The 14,881-nt window shown below is 68.2% G+C and carries 14 protein-coding genes and 1 pseudogene; 12 read left to right on the forward strand and 3 right to left on the reverse strand.

All coding sequences use genetic code 11. The features are described 5' to 3' along the window. The first annotated feature begins 26 nt into the window (after positions 1-26). The 7 genes from ACQEV8_RS04335 to ACQEV8_RS04365 all read left to right on the forward strand — a co-directional run bounded on the left by ACQEV8_RS04335 (position 27) and on the right by ACQEV8_RS04365 (position 8,269). Entirely contained in the window at positions 27-482 is a 456-nt protein-coding gene (locus ACQEV8_RS04335; protein WP_432957462.1) for a molybdenum cofactor biosynthesis protein MoaE, read from the forward strand. 519 nt (positions 483-1,001) lie between these two features. Next, positions 1,002-2,906 (forward strand): 2-oxoacid:acceptor oxidoreductase subunit alpha, encoded by a 1,905-nt coding sequence (locus ACQEV8_RS04340; RefSeq protein WP_432957464.1) that lies wholly within the window; start codon positions 1,002-1,004, stop codon positions 2,904-2,906. Then, positions 2,903-3,955, forward strand: coding sequence for a 2-oxoacid:ferredoxin oxidoreductase subunit beta (locus ACQEV8_RS04345; protein ID WP_432957466.1), 1,053 nt, complete (start codon positions 2,903-2,905; stop codon positions 3,953-3,955). Before ACQEV8_RS04340 ends, ACQEV8_RS04345 begins: the two co-directional genes overlap by 4 nt. 45 nt (positions 3,956-4,000) lie before the next feature. Further along, positions 4,001-4,315: a ferredoxin gene (gene fdxA, locus ACQEV8_RS04350; protein WP_432957467.1), complete on the forward strand. Its 315-nt coding sequence runs from the start codon at positions 4,001-4,003 to the stop codon at positions 4,313-4,315. Positions 4,316-4,318: 3 nt separating this feature from the next. Beyond that, positions 4,319-5,308 carry a GTP 3',8-cyclase MoaA gene (moaA, locus tag ACQEV8_RS04355; RefSeq protein ID WP_432957469.1) on the forward strand — a complete coding sequence of 330 codons (990 nt, stop codon included), beginning with the start codon at positions 4,319-4,321 and terminating at the stop codon, positions 5,306-5,308. A gap of 4 nt (positions 5,309-5,312) precedes the next feature. Beyond that, positions 5,313-6,629 carry a molybdopterin molybdotransferase MoeA gene (locus tag ACQEV8_RS04360; RefSeq protein ID WP_432957471.1) on the forward strand — a complete coding sequence of 439 codons (1,317 nt, stop codon included), beginning with the start codon at positions 5,313-5,315 and terminating at the stop codon, positions 6,627-6,629. A gap of 935 nt (positions 6,630-7,564) precedes the next feature. Then, on the forward strand, positions 7,565-8,269 hold the full coding sequence (locus tag ACQEV8_RS04365) for a GntR family transcriptional regulator (protein WP_432957473.1): 705 nt from the start codon (positions 7,565-7,567) through the stop codon (positions 8,267-8,269). A 46-nt stretch (positions 8,270-8,315) separates the two neighbouring features. Here ACQEV8_RS04365 and ACQEV8_RS04370 read toward each other — a convergent pair whose 3' ends face one another. Next, complete coding sequence (locus ACQEV8_RS04370) at positions 8,316-9,242, reverse strand: recombinase family protein (RefSeq protein ID WP_432957475.1); 927 nt, start codon at positions 9,240-9,242, stop codon at positions 8,316-8,318. A gap of 206 nt (positions 9,243-9,448) precedes the next feature. On the opposite strand from ACQEV8_RS04370, the pseudogene ACQEV8_RS04375 reads away from it, so the two are divergent. After that, positions 9,449-9,754: pseudogene (locus ACQEV8_RS04375) on the forward strand (helix-turn-helix domain-containing protein); the annotation flags it as partial. 260 nt (positions 9,755-10,014) lie between these two features. Here the strand turns inward: ACQEV8_RS04375 and ACQEV8_RS04380 are convergent. Next, positions 10,015-10,728 carry a TetR/AcrR family transcriptional regulator gene (locus ACQEV8_RS04380; RefSeq protein WP_432957477.1) on the reverse strand — a complete coding sequence of 238 codons (714 nt, stop codon included), beginning with the start codon at positions 10,726-10,728 and terminating at the stop codon, positions 10,015-10,017. Positions 10,729-10,857: 129 nt separating this feature from the next. Here ACQEV8_RS04380 and ACQEV8_RS04385 point away from each other — a divergent pair, with 129 nt between their 5' ends. The 4 genes from ACQEV8_RS04385 to ACQEV8_RS04400 all read left to right on the forward strand — a co-directional run bounded on the left by ACQEV8_RS04385 (position 10,858) and on the right by ACQEV8_RS04400 (position 13,502). After that, positions 10,858-11,532 (forward strand): SDR family NAD(P)-dependent oxidoreductase, encoded by a 675-nt coding sequence (locus ACQEV8_RS04385; RefSeq protein ID WP_432957479.1) that lies wholly within the window; start codon positions 10,858-10,860, stop codon positions 11,530-11,532. 304 nt (positions 11,533-11,836) lie between these two features. Next, complete coding sequence (locus ACQEV8_RS04390) at positions 11,837-12,523, forward strand: SDR family NAD(P)-dependent oxidoreductase (RefSeq protein ID WP_432957480.1); 687 nt, start codon at positions 11,837-11,839, stop codon at positions 12,521-12,523. A 54-nt stretch (positions 12,524-12,577) separates the two neighbouring features. Continuing rightward, the gene (locus tag ACQEV8_RS04395; protein ID WP_432957481.1) at positions 12,578-12,949 is read left to right on the forward strand and encodes a DoxX family protein; all 372 of its coding nucleotides are present in this window, start codon (positions 12,578-12,580) and stop codon (positions 12,947-12,949) included. A 187-nt stretch (positions 12,950-13,136) separates the two neighbouring features. Then, a complete protein-coding gene (locus ACQEV8_RS04400) occupies positions 13,137-13,502 on the forward strand; it encodes a DUF805 domain-containing protein (protein WP_432957482.1) in 366 nt (121 codons plus the stop codon). Between the two features lie 335 nt (positions 13,503-13,837). Here ACQEV8_RS04400 and ACQEV8_RS04405 read toward each other — a convergent pair whose 3' ends face one another. Then, positions 13,838-14,557 (reverse strand): Tn3 family transposase, encoded by a 720-nt coding sequence (locus tag ACQEV8_RS04405; protein WP_432957483.1) that lies wholly within the window; start codon positions 14,555-14,557, stop codon positions 13,838-13,840. Positions 14,558-14,881: the final 324 nt, after the last annotated feature.

Here is a 14,881-nt window from a genome sequence, read left to right on the forward strand (position 1 = left end):
CCGCGGCACACCCGAGGAGAACGACCGTGCCACTTGAGCACCCCGGCTCACGCGCGGCCGACGACCCGATCAAGCTGCTTGCCATACGCGAGACACAGCTCTCCGTCGACGAGGTCTTCCGGGCGGTCGGGGATGCCGCCGCCGGCGGGATCGCGCTCTTCGTAGGAACGGTACGAAACCACGACGGTGGCACGGATGTCGACGCACTGGCGTACTCGTGCCACCCCAGCGCCGAGGCCGCGATGCGTCGGATCGCCGAAGGGATCACCGCCGACCACCCCGTCCGCGCTCTGGCGGCGATCCACCGCGTGGGAGACCTCGTAGTGGGCGACCTCGCGGTCGTCGTCGCCGTGTCGTGTGCCCATCGGGGCGAAGCCTTCACCGCGTGCCGACGGCTGATTGACGACCTCAAGCACGAGGTGCCGATCTGGAAACACCAAAGGTTCTCCGACGGGACGGAGGAGTGGGTCGACTCCTGCTGAACCGGGACTGCCACAGCCCAAAGGCAAACATCCCCTCTTTCAGTGTTTCCGCCCGGCTGTATGGGGCGCGCCCGACGCAACCTGACTCCGACGTCGCCGCCGCCACCAACCAGTGGCACGCCCGGCTTTGCTGCAGCTCTGGCATGAGGAATCTCCTCGCAGGGGATACGGGGCAGCTCCCCCGTATATCCAGGGGCCGGGGCACGCGGCCTGAGACGGCCCAATCCGAGCTGCCCTCAGCGACATAAGCGCAAAGAAGCGCCGTGGGCCGGCACCTCGGATCGCCACGGCCTGAGCCCATGGCCGTGACGAAGGACTCCTTGCATGCTCTATGACATCTAGCTTAAGTTACCGTTCAGTAGGCCGAATGCCGGATGCCTGCGCTGCGGGCCAGCCCTCCGGCCCGGCGCACGTCACTGCATTGACGGGATCGACTCGGCCCGTGCGGCCCGCCGACGCCCAAACCCACGGCCAGCGCCCGTCGGCCATTCATCGTCCGGATCGAGAGGTAGCGGCACCATGACCACTGAGGCTCTATCGGGTGAGGGCCGGCTCAAGCCGGTCCGGCAGCTGGACCGGGTGATCATCCGTTTCGCGGGAGACTCCGGTGACGGCATGCAGCTCACGGGTGACCGGTTCACCTCGGAGACGGCGTCGTTCGGCAATGACCTCTCCACCCTGCCGAACTACCCGGCCGAGATCCGCGCCCCCGCCGGCACCTTGCCAGGCGTCTCCAGCTTCCAGCTGCACTTCGCCGACCACGACATCCTCACCCCCGGAGATGCCCCGAACGTGCTGGTGGCGATGAACCCCGCCGCGCTGAAGGCGAACCTGCCCGACCTGGCGGGCGCGGCCGAAATCATCGTCGACACGGACGAGTTCACCCCACGAGCCCTTGCCAAGGTCGGCTACGCAAGCGACCCCCTGGCCGACGGCTCGTTGGACCGGTACCGAGTCCACGGTGTACCGCTGACCACGCTCACCGTGAGGGCCTTGAAGGACTTCGGTCTCTCCCGGAAGGAGGCCGAGCGCAGCAAGAACATGTTCGCGCTCGGGCTGCTGTCCTGGATGTACCACCGGCCGACCGAGGGAACCGAGACTTTCCTTCGCCGGAAGTTCGCGAAGAAGCCGCAGATCGCCGAGGCGAACGTGACCGCCTTCCGGGCCGGCCGGAACTACGGAGAGACCACCGAGGCCTTCGCCGTCTCTTACGAGGTTGCCCCGGCCCGGCTGTCGGCAGGCACCTACCGGAACATCGCCGGCAACCTGGCGCTGTCCTACGGGCTGATCGCAGCCGCCGAACGCGCGCAGATCCCGCTGTTCCTCGGCTCCTACCCCATCACCCCGGCCTCGGACATCCTCCATGAGCTGAGCAGGCACAAGAACTTCGGCGTGCGCACCTTTCAGGCCGAGGACGAGATCGCCGGGATCGGCGCCGCCCTGGGTGCCGCGTTCGGCGGCGCACTGGGGGTCACCACGACCTCGGGCCCCGGCGTGGCGCTCAAGTCGGAGACCATCGGACTCGCTGTCTCGCTGGAGCTTCCCCTGCTGATCGTCGACATACAGCGGGGCGGCCCGTCGACCGGCCTGCCGACCAAGACAGAACAGGCGGACCTGCTCCAGGCGATGTTCGGACGCAACGGTGAGGCCCCGGTCCCGATCGTCGCGCCCGCCACACCTGCGGAGTGCTTCGACGCGGCCCTTCAGGCGGCCAGAATCGCGCTCGCCTACCGCACGCCGGTCTTCCTGCTCTCCGACGGTTACCTCGCCAACGGCTCCGAGCCCTGGCGGATCCCGGAGATCGACGAACTGCCGGACCTGAAGGTGGAGTTCCACTCCGGACCCAACCATGTCCTGGAGGACGGGACGCCGGCCTTCTGGCCGTACAAGCGAGACCCGCTCACCCTCGCCCGGCCGTGGGCTGTTCCCGGCACGCCAGGGCTGGAACACCGGATCGGCGGCATCGAGAAGGAGGACGGCACCGGCAACATCTCCTACGACCCGGCCAACCACGACCTCATGGTCCGTACCCGCCAGGCCAAGGTAGACGGCATCGACGTCCCCGACCTCACCGTCGACGACCCCACCGGTGATGCGCAGGTACTGATACTGGGCTGGGGCTCCACCTACGGTCCGATCACCGCCGCCGTGCGCCGTGTGCGGGCTGACGGCGGACGCGTCGCGCAGGCACACCTACGCACCCTCAACCCCTTCCCTGCCAATCTCGGCGCGATATTGCAAAGTTTCAGCAGGGTCATCGTGCCGGAGATGAACCTCGGCCAGCTCGCCCTCCTCCTGCGCGCCCGGTACCTGGTGGACGTCCAGTCCTGCAACCAGGTGCGCGGCCTGCCGTTCAAGGCCGCAGAGCTGGCCGACGTCCTGCAAGCGGCCCTCAGCACCCTCAATACGGAGGACCAGCGATGACCGAGACCAACAGGTACCCCTCCCTGCAGCTGGTGCCGAAGGCCGAAGGCCCGCAGAGCGCCAAGGACTTCAAGACCGACCAAGAGGTCCGCTGGTGCCCGGGGTGCGGGGACTACGCGATCCTCTCCGCCGTCCAGTCCTTCATGCCGGAACTCGGCATCAGGCGCGAGAACACCGTCTTCGTCTCCGGCATCGGATGTTCGTCCCGCTTCCCGTACTACATGAACACCTACGGGATGCACTCCGTCCACGGCCGGGCCCCCGCCATCGCCACCGGCCTGGCGGCATCCCGCCGCGACCTGTCGGTCTGGGTCGTCACCGGCGACGGCGATGCCCTGTCCATCGGCGGCAACCACCTCATCCACGCGCTACGCCGCAACACCAATCTGAAGATCCTACTGTTCAACAACCAGATCTACGGGCTGACCAAGGGCCAGTACTCGCCGACGAGCGAGATCGGCAAGATCACCAAGTCGACGCCGATGGGTTCGCTGGACGCGCCGTTCAACCCTCTGTCCCTGGCGCTCGGCGCCGAGGCCACGTTTGTCGCCCGCACCATCGACTCCGACCGCAAGCATCTGCAGTCCGTACTCCGTGCGGCCGCCGAACACGAGGGCGCGGCACTGGTCGAGATCTACCAGAACTGCAACATCTTCAACGACGGCGCCTTCGATGTGCTGAAGGAACCGGGCACCCGCGACAACGCGCTGATCCCTCTGGAACACGGCCGGCCGATCCGCTTCGGTACCGACCAGGGAGTTTTCCGCGGCCTGAACGGTGAGTTGTCCGTGGACACAGTTACCGCCGCCAACGAAGAGGACGTACTCGTCCATGACGCCTACGACCCCAACCCGGCAACGGCCTTCGCGCTCACCCGCCTCACGAACGCCGCGACGCTCGACCACACCCCGATCGGCGTTCTGCGCTCTGTACGACGACCGGTGTACGACGCGCTGATGGCACAACAGCTGGAGCGCGCAGAGAGCGAACAGGGGCGCGGTCACCTCGGCGCACTGCTGGCCGGCAGCGAAACGTGGACCACCACCTGACCCCGAGCCCTTCTCCGCCCGCTTCCCTCGTCTCAGGAGCCACCCATGACCTATGTCATCGCCGAACCGTGCGTCGACGTCAAAGACAAGGCGTGCATCGAAGAATGCCCCGTCGACTGCATCTACGAAGGCCCCCGGTCGCTGTACATCAACCCGGACGAATGCGTCGACTGCGGCGCCTGCGAGCCCGTCTGCCCGGTCGAAGCGATCTTCCTTGAGGAGGACCTGCCGTCCGAATGGACGGCGTTCACGAAAGCCAACGCCGAGGTGTTCGACACAGCGCCCGGCGGAGCCGCGCAGCATGGTCCTCTCGACCGCGACCACCCCCTGATCGCCCAGTACAACGAGACGGGATCCTGAACGATGCTCCGGGACAGTCACGGACGGGTGGCAACCGATCTCCGTGTATCACTGACCGACCGCTGCAACCTCCGTTGCACCTACTGCATGCCGGCCGACGGCCTGGCATGGCTGCCGTCCGAGTCGGTACTGACCGACGAAGAGGTGGTGCGCCTGGTGAGCATCGCTGTCGAGAACCTGGGCGTACGCGAAGTCCGCTTCACCGGCGGCGAACCCCTGCTGCGCCCCGGGCTGCGGGACATCCTCGCGGCCGTCGCCGACCTCCGGCCCCGCCCGGAGATCGCCCTCACCACCAACGCCGTCGGCCTCGGAACCCTGGCCGAGCCGCTTCGCCGTGCAGGCCTCGACCGGATCAACGTGTCCCTCGACACGTTGGACGCCGAAGTCTTTCACCGTCTGACGCGACGTCACCGGCACGCTGATGTTCTGGCAGGTCTGGCGGCCGCCGATGCCGCAGGTATGACCCCGATCAAGATCAACTCTGTACTCATGCGCGGGATCAACGATCATGAAGGACCCGAACTTCTGCGCTGGTGCCTGGCCCGAGGGTACGAGCTTCGGTTCATCGAGCAGATGCCGCTGGACGGCGACCGCGCATGGACCCGGGGCAGCATGATCACCGCTGACGAGATCCTTGAGAGCCTCCGCCATGACTTCAGCCTGACGCCGCAACCGCAAGCCGTCCGAGGCAGCGCCCCCGCACAGACCTGGCTGGTCGACGGCGGGCCTGCCCGTGTCGGTGTCATCGCCAGCGTCACCGCGCCGTTCTGCCAGGCATGCGACCGTACTCGACTGACCGCAGACGGGCAGGTGCGGGCCTGCCTCTTCGCCCGCAAGGAGTCCGACCTACGCGGCCCCCTGCGCTCAGGCGCCACGGACGAGGAGATCGCCACCCGGTGGCGGACCGCCATGTGGGGCAAGCAAGCGGGCGGCGCCATCGACGAAGACGCCTTCGAGCAACCCGCCCGCACGATGTCGGCCATCGGGGGCTGAGCAGATGACCAAGGGCACCCGCCAAGGCCGAGCCGATCACATTCTGCCCGTCGTGGCTCACGGCTCCACGTCCGCCGATCTCAGCGTGCACGATGCCCCGTACCACGAGCACCGCGAAACTCATCACCAGTCGTCCGCCGTGACCTGGGATCAGGCGCGGGCCTACGCATACTCCGCGGCCTTGCCGTGCCCCGCTGTGCGTGTGGCGCTTCCGGACGCGCTGGGAGAGCGCCTCGCCCGACCGCTCACCGCGCTGAGCGCCATGCCGGCTTTCGATGCCTCGGCCATGGACGGCTTCGCCGTCTGCGGCCTCGACGCGCAACGCTGGACCATCGTCGGCAGGCTCCTCGCCGATGCCGCCGACCAGGACATGGACCTCGCCTCCGGACAGGCCGTCGAGATCGCCACCGGTGCCGCCCTACCCCAGGGTGCCAGCGCAGTGCTGCCCTACGAGCACACGCAAAGGGAAGCGAATTCGGTCATCGCCGTCAGGGCGACGGGGCGTGCAGTCGAGCCCCGACAGCACATCCGTCACCGGGGCGAGGAGTATGAAGCGGGGGACGTCCTGCTTCCGGTGCGGACAGAGCTGACCGCCATGGCACTCGGGCTGGCCGCTGCTGCCGGCCACGACGCCCTGGAAGTGATGGGGCGCCCCTCCGTGCGAGCCCTGATCACGGGAGACGAGCTGATCACCTCGGGCCTCCCCAGCCGTGGCCGAGTCCGCGATGCCACCAGCCCACAGCTTCCCGGCCTTGTCGCCTGGGCAGGCGGCCGGCTCACGAGCGTGCGGCACGTTTCCGACAGTCTCGACGCTCTTGTCGGCGAGTTCGATCGAGCCACAGAGGACCTGGTGATCGTCTCCGGCTCGTCGTCCGTCGGGCCGGTCGATCACCTTCAGGCAGCGCTGCGACGCCTGGGCGCCGAGCCGCTGGTGACGTCCGTCGCCTGCCGGCCGGGCCATCCGCAGAGCCTGCACCAACTGCCGGACGGCCGTCTGGTCGCCGGGCTACCCGGCAATCCGCTCGCGGCGCTCGTCGGCTTTCTCACTCTGGTAGTCCCCGCTGTACAAGGCGCCCGCGGGCTGCCGTTGCCGACACTCACACGGGTGCGCGACGGCGGAATCACTTCCCACCCGACGATGACCCGTCTCGTCCCGGTCCGAGTCCGCGACGGCCGAGCGGTACCGCTTCAGCACGGCGGCAGCGCCATGCTCCGCAGCGTGGCTCAAGCAGATGCCCTTGCGGTAGTGAAACCGGCCGCTCGACCGGCGGAGGGAATACCGCTGCTCGCCTTGCCCACTTCCGGCAGCTCACATTCATGATGAGGCTTCTGCAACAAGCCTCGGGAACAGGTAGGTGATCCAGCAACGCACAAGATCACTGACGCTGTCCCGATGCCTCGGCCCGGACGTCGAAGGGCCGACATCCTGGTCTGCCGGTGGAGGAGAACGACCCGTTTGCGGCTGTCGGTCCCGCCCTTCCTTTCCGCGGAGCTCGGCCGACGGCTCGAAGAGGGTTCCGTCGAACAGTTCCTGAGACCAGCCGCTGGCCCTCCGTTGGCGGTTGCGATGTTTCGCGCGGCGTACCGGCCGCTGATCGATCGCGGCGACGCTCTTCAAGCATTCCCTGGGTTCCGGTAAAACGCTGAGCGGACAGCAGCCATCCAGTGGTCATCAGGTGACACGTCGGCAACAGGATCTCGGTGCAGGCCACGAACTTCTTCTACGTGGGCGACTGCCAAATCGTTGGCGAACGGCACCAGCCGAACCACTTCGGGTGATGCAGCAGACTCGAGCCATACAGGCGTTGTGAACCTCGTAGCGCCGGGCGAGCCTTCTGCTGCTGCCGGGAGGGGCCTGTAAGGCGCCGTGACAGAGGACGAAGGCCCGCACCGAGCGCGGGCGCCGGCGCGGGTACACCGTACGAGGTCGGTCTCTTCTTCTTGATCGGCAGTCCTCGCGCAGACAGCGCCCGCTGCGGTGTGAGCTCTACGCCTTGTCACCTTGACCGGGCCGGGTGTGGGCGTTGGGGATGAGCGACCGCGTCCCCACCACAGCCTCCGGCGGGCAACTGCCTACGCCAAGCGACAGATCACGAGGATCCCCAGGGCCCGGCGTCAACGACCGTGCACCGAGGTCCGAGGTCCGGATAGTTTCGGCATGGCCCGCCTGGACCGTACGACCGGCCGGGTCAGACCGCTCCAACGCGCAGCTATCGTATTCCTGTCTTCTCTGCTGCCGACGCGATGGAGTTCTCAGTGGTCACAGGTACCGGCCGCGGGAGCCAGAACGTCAACCCGACGCTCGTCGCGGACCAGGTCTATGAGGTCCTCGCCCAACGCATCTTCGACGGCGAACTCGCTGCGGGAGATCGACTGCCCGTCCGGGACCTGGCCGAGCAAGTGGGAACGAGCGTCATGCCGGTCCGCGAGGCGATCCGACTGCTGGTGAAGAACGGCCTCGCCGTGGCGCACCCGCATCGTGGTGCCCGGGTCCGCGAGTTCACCGTCCGCGAGCTGTTGAATCTCTATGAGGTCCGGACAATCCTCGAGGTCGAGGCCACCCTGAAGGGCGCGACGTCGGTCACCGACGAAGACCTGGACAAGATGCGCGGCGCTTGTGAGCGGATGTACCGGGCCGTCGTCCAAGGGCGCGTCACGGATGCTCTCGATGAGGATGAGGAGCTTCTGCGGCACCTGTATCGCGCGGGCAGCAACGAGGTCCTGGTATCGACCATCGACTCCTTGTGGATCCAGTGCCGGCCCTACAAGGTGATCGGTGCACGTGTGGCCCTGGAAGCTCGCGACTCGTCCTTGTGGACCCCCCAGCCTGCGCTGATCGACGCTCTCTCGGCCGGCGACACGGAACTGGCCGTCACGATCACGCGTGATTCCCTTCTCAGCGCCCGTCAACGCCTCGTGCGACAGATGAGTGTCCCGGAGGACTCGGACCAGAGCGGCTGAGTCCGGCCTCGGGGAACATCGGTACAGCGGTTGGCGCTGAGAACGATCATGCTCGGGGGGGTGTGAGCGCGCTGACCCGACTCTCGTACTCGCGGTGGGCCTTGCGCTGGGCCGGGACCGCAGGGGTGCCATGGCCGCCGTCGAGCGGCTGGCAACGGTCGAGGAGCTGGCGGTGCACGGCGGGGACGGCGGTGACGCGCAGGGTGTAGCCCTGGCCGCGCCGTACGGTCACCCCCTGGTCGAGCGCGGCCCGCTCGACCGCATTCAGCTCGGAGACGCGGAGGAAGTCGGCGACCTTGCCCGGCATGTCGAGGGGGACCGGCAGCTCCGGCGCCGGAGTGCCCTCCTCGATGGCGGTGTGCTCAGGCAGGAGGTCCGCGAGGGTCGTGCGGATCGCGCCGCGGCTGACGCCGTGGTCGCGGGCGAGGGCGGCGATCGAGCGGCCCTCCAGGTACGCGGTGCGGACATCGCCGGTCTTCGCGGCCGTCACCGCAGGGCGGCGTCCGCCCTTGCTGCCCTTGGCCTCGGCGGCGCGCAGTCCGTCGTAGGTCAGCTCGCGCTGGAGGTCGCGCTGGAGTTCGCCGGCGGCGGCGAGGGTCTGCACCATGAACTTCACGGTGGACAACAGCTCGCCGGTGCGGGGGTGGCGGGCGGTGAGGTCCATGGCGGAGAACGCGCCGTCGTGGATGCGCAGGGCGAGACGGTCGCGGTGGAGGACGTCGAGCACGTCGAGGATGTGCCCGGTGCCGCGTACGAGGCGGAACATCTCGGAGATGTGCACGGTGTCCCCGGGGCGGGCGTAGTCGAGGAGCGCGCGGAACTTCGGACGCTGGAGCGGGTGGAGGCGGCTGGAGGTGCCACCGTCCTCCTCGAAGACGACCGGGTCCTCGATGCCGGCCTCGTCCAGGACGAGGTCCTGCCGGGCGGTCGACTGCTGGTCCGTCGAGACCCGCTTGTAGACCAGGTTCGCCACCGGGGCCCCTTCCGTACGGAGGATCGGACCCTATCTGTCGTCAAACCCTGTCAGTAATCACCATCGGATCTGATTGGATTCGCGCCGCCGCGAACCCCCGGATTGCACGGGTTCATTGGACGCCCGGCCTTCCTGTCGTCAAACGATGGCACCCTCAAGTGATCAACGCACCACCCACGGATGATCATGTGATCGTGGAGGTACAGGTGCGTGACTATGGGTTTTCGCCGGCTCAGCAGGATGAGATCTGGAGACGCTGGCGCGAAGGGCAGTCGTTCAGCTTGATCGGGCGGGCGCTTGGGGCGCCGATGCAGAACGCTCGTCGGTTCCTGCACCAGAGCGGCGGCGTCCGCATCACCCCGCAGCAGCGATCAGAGCGGCATCTGAGCGGCAGCGAGCGCGAAGAGATATCCCGCGGCATCGCCGCCGGGGCATCTGGCCGGCAGTTGGCCAGGCGGCTGGGCCGATCGCCTTCGACCGTCTCCCGCGAGATCGCCCGCAACGGAGGCCGGTCCGCGCAAGACCCACGGCTACCGCACTCCGGCAGAGGTCTACGCTGACCTCCTGAACAGCGGTGATGCGCTGACCGCTTGAGTTCGCCATCGTTTGCCGACAGGTGCGACGATGCAGGGGAGGTAGAAGCTGCGTCATCAGGCCCGGCTGTCCGGCGCCGGTGCCATGGGGGAGACCGACGGGTTTGCGAGCAGTTGATCTCGGAGCCCGCATCCAACGGCGGCCTCACCACGGTCGCCCTGTCCCACCGGTCGCTGGTTCAGCGTCGCTTTCCGGTCTCGGGGGCGGTGACGTCCTGGCTGGCGCGGCGCATGGCCTCGTACAGCGCAGCGTCTTCCGGCGGGTCTGGCAGCGGGCCACGGGCCGGTGCCTGGAAGGACTGGATCATCCATGCCACCAGGCGGCGCCAGGCGTCCGGGGCGGCGTCGCCGGTGGCGCTGAGGACTCCGGCGTTGGCCATCAGCAGCAGTACGAGATCGCGGCTGGTGAAGTCCTCGCGCAGTTGCCCGCTGTTCTTGGCGCGGCCGATGAGTTCGAGGAAGTCCTCGTACGCCCGGGCGTGGTGCTGCTCCAGTTCCGGGACGCCGGGGAAGCTCATGGTCAGGACGTCGGCGAAGCCGCGGTCGGCGGCCTGCATCGCGCAGACGTGCTGGATGTAGCCGGTGAAGCCGTTCCACGGGTCGGGGTCGGCCAGGGCCTCGGTGGTGGCCTGTGCGTACGCCTTCATGCGGTCGGCGAAGACCGCGGCGACGAGGTCTTCCTTGCGGGGGAAGTGGCGGAAGAGGGTGGCGATCCCCACCTCGGCCTCCCGTGCGACCGAGGCCATCGACGCGTTCAGCCCGTCGCACCCGAAGACCGTGCGCGCGGCGGCGATGATCCGCCCCCGGTTGCGCTCCGCGTCGCTGCGCTTGGACTGACCTGCGAAATTGGCCGTGCCGGCGTCGGCGTCGGTGTGGGGATCTCGGGGGCTCATACCGATCAGACTAGCAAACCGGAATGCCTTATCCAGTTCCTGTGTTACGGTGGACAGCGAAACGGATAAGGCTTTCCGGAAAGGAAACGGATAGCCCTTTCCGCCTCCACTTCAGCGAAAGGCTCTCTCATGCCCACCATCGCCATCGTCGGCGCCGGCCCCCAGCTCGGCCTCGCCATTGCCCGCACCTACGGCACTCACGGCTACGACGTCGCACTGATCGCCCGCAACCAGGCCAAGCTCGAAGATCTGGCCGGTGAGCTGGCCGCCGAGGGCATCAGCGCCGCCGCGTTCCCCGCCGACATCCTCGACCGCACCGCGCTCACCCAGGCACTCAAGGACGCGGCCGCACACTTCGGCGGCATCGACGTCCTCGAGTACTCCCCGGTCGGCGGCCTCCAGACCGTCATGACCACCCCGGCCGCGACCGAACCGGCCGACGTGCAGCACGAGATGGACTTCCAGCTCTACGGAGCCATCGCCGCCACCCGCGCGGTGCTGCCCGCCATGCGTGAGGCCGGCGCGGGCACCCTGCTGTTCACCACCGGCGCCGGCTCCGTCGACCCCGTGCCGCAGATCGCCAACGTCAACGCCGCCGCCGCGGCGCTGCGCAACTGGGTGATCAACCTGCACAAGGAGCTGGACGGCACCGGTGTCCAGGCCGCGCACGTCGCCATCAACGTGTCGATCGGCACGCCGGCGGTCCCCGGATTCCCGACCGCCCAGCCCGAGGAGATCTCCCCGGTCTACTGGGACCTGCACACCACCAAGCGCGACCAGGCCGAACTCGTCTTCAGTCTCTGACGCCCATCAGCCACCCGGCCTCCTGGCCTCCCGGTATCTACGCCGCGCACTTCGCCTTCAACACCTGGCTCGGGTAGGGCGGCCCCGAAAGCATTCCCTCGGGACCGCCCCCGAGCAGGCCGCGCGCCTGTACTGGGACCCGTACGAGCACCGCGGCCAGGCCGAAGCCGTCTTCTACAGCCGCCCCACCAAGCCCCAGTTCCAGAACACAGCAAGGACTCCAGCATGACCAGCACACTCCATGGCAAGGCCGCTCTCGTCACCGGATCCAGCCGCAGCATCGGCCGGGCCACCGCCCGTGGCCTTGCCCGCGAGGGCCCTGGTCGCCGTGCACTACGGACGCGACAAGCAGGCCGCCCAGGAGACCGTCGGCCTCATCGAGAAGGACGGCGGGCGGGCCTTTGCCGTCGGCGCGGAACTGGGCGCGTCCGGCTCCGTCGATCAGCTGTTTGACCAGCTGGAGGCCGGACTGCGCGAGCACACCGGCGAGAGGGTCCTGGACATCCTGGTGAACAACGCCGCTGCGACGACGCCCGGCGATGCACCGGAAGAGGTGTCCGCCGAGCAGATCGACGAGATCTTCGCGGTCAACGCCAAGGCCCCCTTCCTCCTCGTCCAGCGAGCCCTCGGGCTGATCCCGGACGGCGGACGCATCGTCAACGTCTCCTCCGCGGTCACGCGCATGGCCATGCCGCCGCAGGTCGTCTACGCGATGTCCAAGGGCGCGCTCGACCAGCTCACGCTGCACTTCGCCCGGCACCTCGCCCCTCGGCAGATCACGGTCAACAGCGTGCTCCCCGGTGCCACGGACAACGGCAGCGCGGCCTTCCAGATGCCCGAGGTGCGCGAGCCGATGTCGCAGCTGTCGGCATTCAAGCGCCTGGGCGAGCCGGAGGAGGTCGCCGACGTGGTGGTCTTCCTCACCACCGACCGGGCGCGGTGGATCACCGGAGCCTCCCTCGACGCCACCGGCGGCAGCCTCCTCGGCTAGCAGCCCGCTCCGCCCCGTTCCCCTTCACCCTCGTCCCGAAGGACTCCACCCCTGATGAACAACTTCCTGTGGATCGTGCAGGCCGTACTGGCCGTCATGTTCGCCATGGCCGGTGTCATGAAGTCCACCCAGCCCAAGGACAAGCTCGTCGAGAAACTGCCCTGGGTCGCCGACTTCTCGCCCGGCACCGTCCGCTTCATCGGCATCGTGGAGTTCGCCGGCGCCCTCGGGCTGATCCTGCCCGCGGCCACCGGCATCGCCACCGTCCTGACGCCACTGGCAGCGGTCGGCCTCGGCGTAACGATGCTGCTGGCCGCGGCCTATCACGCACGCAAGAAGGAAATCCCCGCGATCGGCCTCAACGCCGTCCTGCTGATCCTCGCCACGCTGGTGGCCTGGGGACGCTTCGGCCCGTACCGCTTCTGAAGCCGCCACCCCACTACCGCAGCTCCTGAACGAAGGCCATCAGGCCACCGCCCCGGTCCGGCTTCCTCGGGCACGACCATGTCGGCTCCGCCGTGACCGGCGAGGACACTGCCGTCTTCCCGCTGTCCGCGTGTCCGCTCTCGCGGTGCGGCTTGTGTCCCACCCCGTTCGCTTCGAAGGAACCATCATGCCGAGAATGTCGTTCACCGAGGCGTCCCGCACGTGTCTCACCACGAAGTACGCCACGTTCTCCGGTCGCGCCCGGCGGTCGGAGTACTGGTGGTACTCGGTGCTGTACGTGATGGCCACTGCCGTGATCGGAGGGATCAGCTGGGCAGCAGAGGCCCCGCTGCTGAGCGTCCTCCTGCTGCTGTTCATCGTGCCCATGCTGTCAGTCTCCGTCCGCCGGTTGCATGACACAGGCAGGACCGGCTGGCGGATGCTCATCGCCCTGATCCCGGTCGTCGGCCCCGTCCTCTACCTCGTGGGCATGGCCGTGGACAGCGTTCCAGGTGCCAATCAGTACGGCCCGTCCCTCAAGGCAGACCACTGAGCGGGCCGCGCATGATGTGGGGAGTGGAGAAGCGGTGCCCCTGACGTCGACGCTTTGCGGCGCCCGATCAACGATCAGACAAGTGATCGGGGGCACCGCTTCTGCCATCGCGCTGCCCTGGTCAGCCCCGCCATAAAATCTTCCTGGCGCCGCCCTGCATGCCGCCGCTTCCCTCGGGGCTCCCGCGCCGACGACAACCGGAGCAACCGTGACGGACACCGCAACCGTCCGGCATCCGAACCGCGGCTCGCCGAAGGACTCGCCGAGGTCACCCAGCTCCCCGACGAGCGCCGACTCTGACCACCGACTCCCTGTGAAGGATCCGCACCCACCGGCTACTCCTGGCCGTCGTCGTCCTCATCGAGTTCGGGGGCGTCCGGGTCGCGCAACGGGCGCAGTCCCTGGCGCGGGGTGGAGGGGGTGAAGCTGTAGCGGCCCAGGAGGTTCAGGTTGCGGTGCTTGAGCGGGGAAAGCCGGGCGATGTCCTCCTCGCGGATCTCGTGGCCCTCGGCCTGGAGCTGGGCGACGGCGGCGTCGATGTACTTCGTCGTCCACAGCACGATGGCGTTGAGGACCAGGCCGAGCGCGCCGAGCTGGTCCTCCATCCCGTCGCGGTACGCCTGGTGGATGGTGCCGCGCTTGCCGTGGCACACGTCCCGGGCCAGCTTGTGGCGGGACTCCTGCACGGTGAGCTGCCGGTTCATCTGCCTGCGGTAGGTGTCGTCCACCGGATCGACCACCCGCAGCAGGTGCTCGGTCTTCGCGATCCACCGCTTCACCACCGACGGGTCCTCGATACCGAGCTGCGCGGCCAGGTGCTCGACCACCGGCCACGGCGCATCCAGCGGATTGTCCGGGAGGAACCGGCCGATGTACCGCACCGTGCACATCTGAAGCGCGAAGCCGAGCTGGTGGTGCGTGGAGCGTCGCCGGGCGATCAGATCGCGGTCGACGTCGCCCAGGAAGAAGAACCGCTCCAGCTCGGGGCGGGTCGGCTCCTCGGCGAACTTCCCGTACGCCTCGGCCTGCTCATCAGTCAGAAACTCCACCGGCACGAGCGGACCGTAGCCAGCCCCGGCACCCGAGCGGCGATCTTTCCGCGAACCCCAGCGGAACCCCCAGTCAGCGTGCTAGCCGACCATGATCAATCTCAGCGCCAACCGCTGTACCGATGTTCCCCGAGGCCGGAGTCCGTGGGCCGATCAGCCGCGTCCGAGCTCAGCGAGGAACGCGGAAAGTGCCAGCCGCGCTGCGAGGTGAGGGAGGTCAGTGCGTCACGGGGTCGGAAAGCTCTTCGCAGTCAGGGCACGGAAGGCACACGTGCGTGTCACCCGTCGATGCGTAGATCGCTCAAGGGCCTGGAGCAACCCTGTCCGGGC

It is taken from the genome of Streptomyces sp. CA-179760 (genome assembly GCF_050937045.1).
In the GTDB taxonomy this organism is placed as follows: domain Bacteria; phylum Actinomycetota; class Actinomycetes; order Streptomycetales; family Streptomycetaceae; genus Streptomyces.

Excerpts from the sequence above, each read along its gene's own strand:
- ACQEV8_RS04395 (WP_432957481.1), top strand. The coding sequence starts at position 12,578 with ATGAACAACTTCCTGTGGATCGTGCAGGCCGTACTGGCCGTCATGTTC.
- ACQEV8_RS04400 (WP_432957482.1), top strand. The coding sequence starts at position 13,137 with ATGCCGAGAATGTCGTTCACCGAGGCGTCCCGCACGTGTCTCACCACG.
- ACQEV8_RS04340 (WP_432957464.1), top strand. The coding sequence starts at position 1,002 with ATGACCACTGAGGCTCTATCGGGTGAGGGCCGGCTCAAGCCGGTCCGG.
- ACQEV8_RS04360 (WP_432957471.1), top strand. The coding sequence starts at position 5,313 with ATGACCAAGGGCACCCGCCAAGGCCGAGCCGATCACATTCTGCCCGTC.
- fdxA (WP_432957467.1), top strand. The coding sequence starts at position 4,001 with ATGACCTATGTCATCGCCGAACCGTGCGTCGACGTCAAAGACAAGGCG.
- ACQEV8_RS04345 (WP_432957466.1), top strand. The coding sequence starts at position 2,903 with ATGACCGAGACCAACAGGTACCCCTCCCTGCAGCTGGTGCCGAAGGCC.
- moaA (WP_432957469.1), top strand. The coding sequence starts at position 4,319 with ATGCTCCGGGACAGTCACGGACGGGTGGCAACCGATCTCCGTGTATCA.
- ACQEV8_RS04385 (WP_432957479.1), top strand. The coding sequence starts at position 10,858 with ATGCCCACCATCGCCATCGTCGGCGCCGGCCCCCAGCTCGGCCTCGCC.
- ACQEV8_RS04380 (WP_432957477.1), bottom strand. The coding sequence starts at position 10,728 with ATGAGCCCCCGAGATCCCCACACCGACGCCGACGCCGGCACGGCCAAT.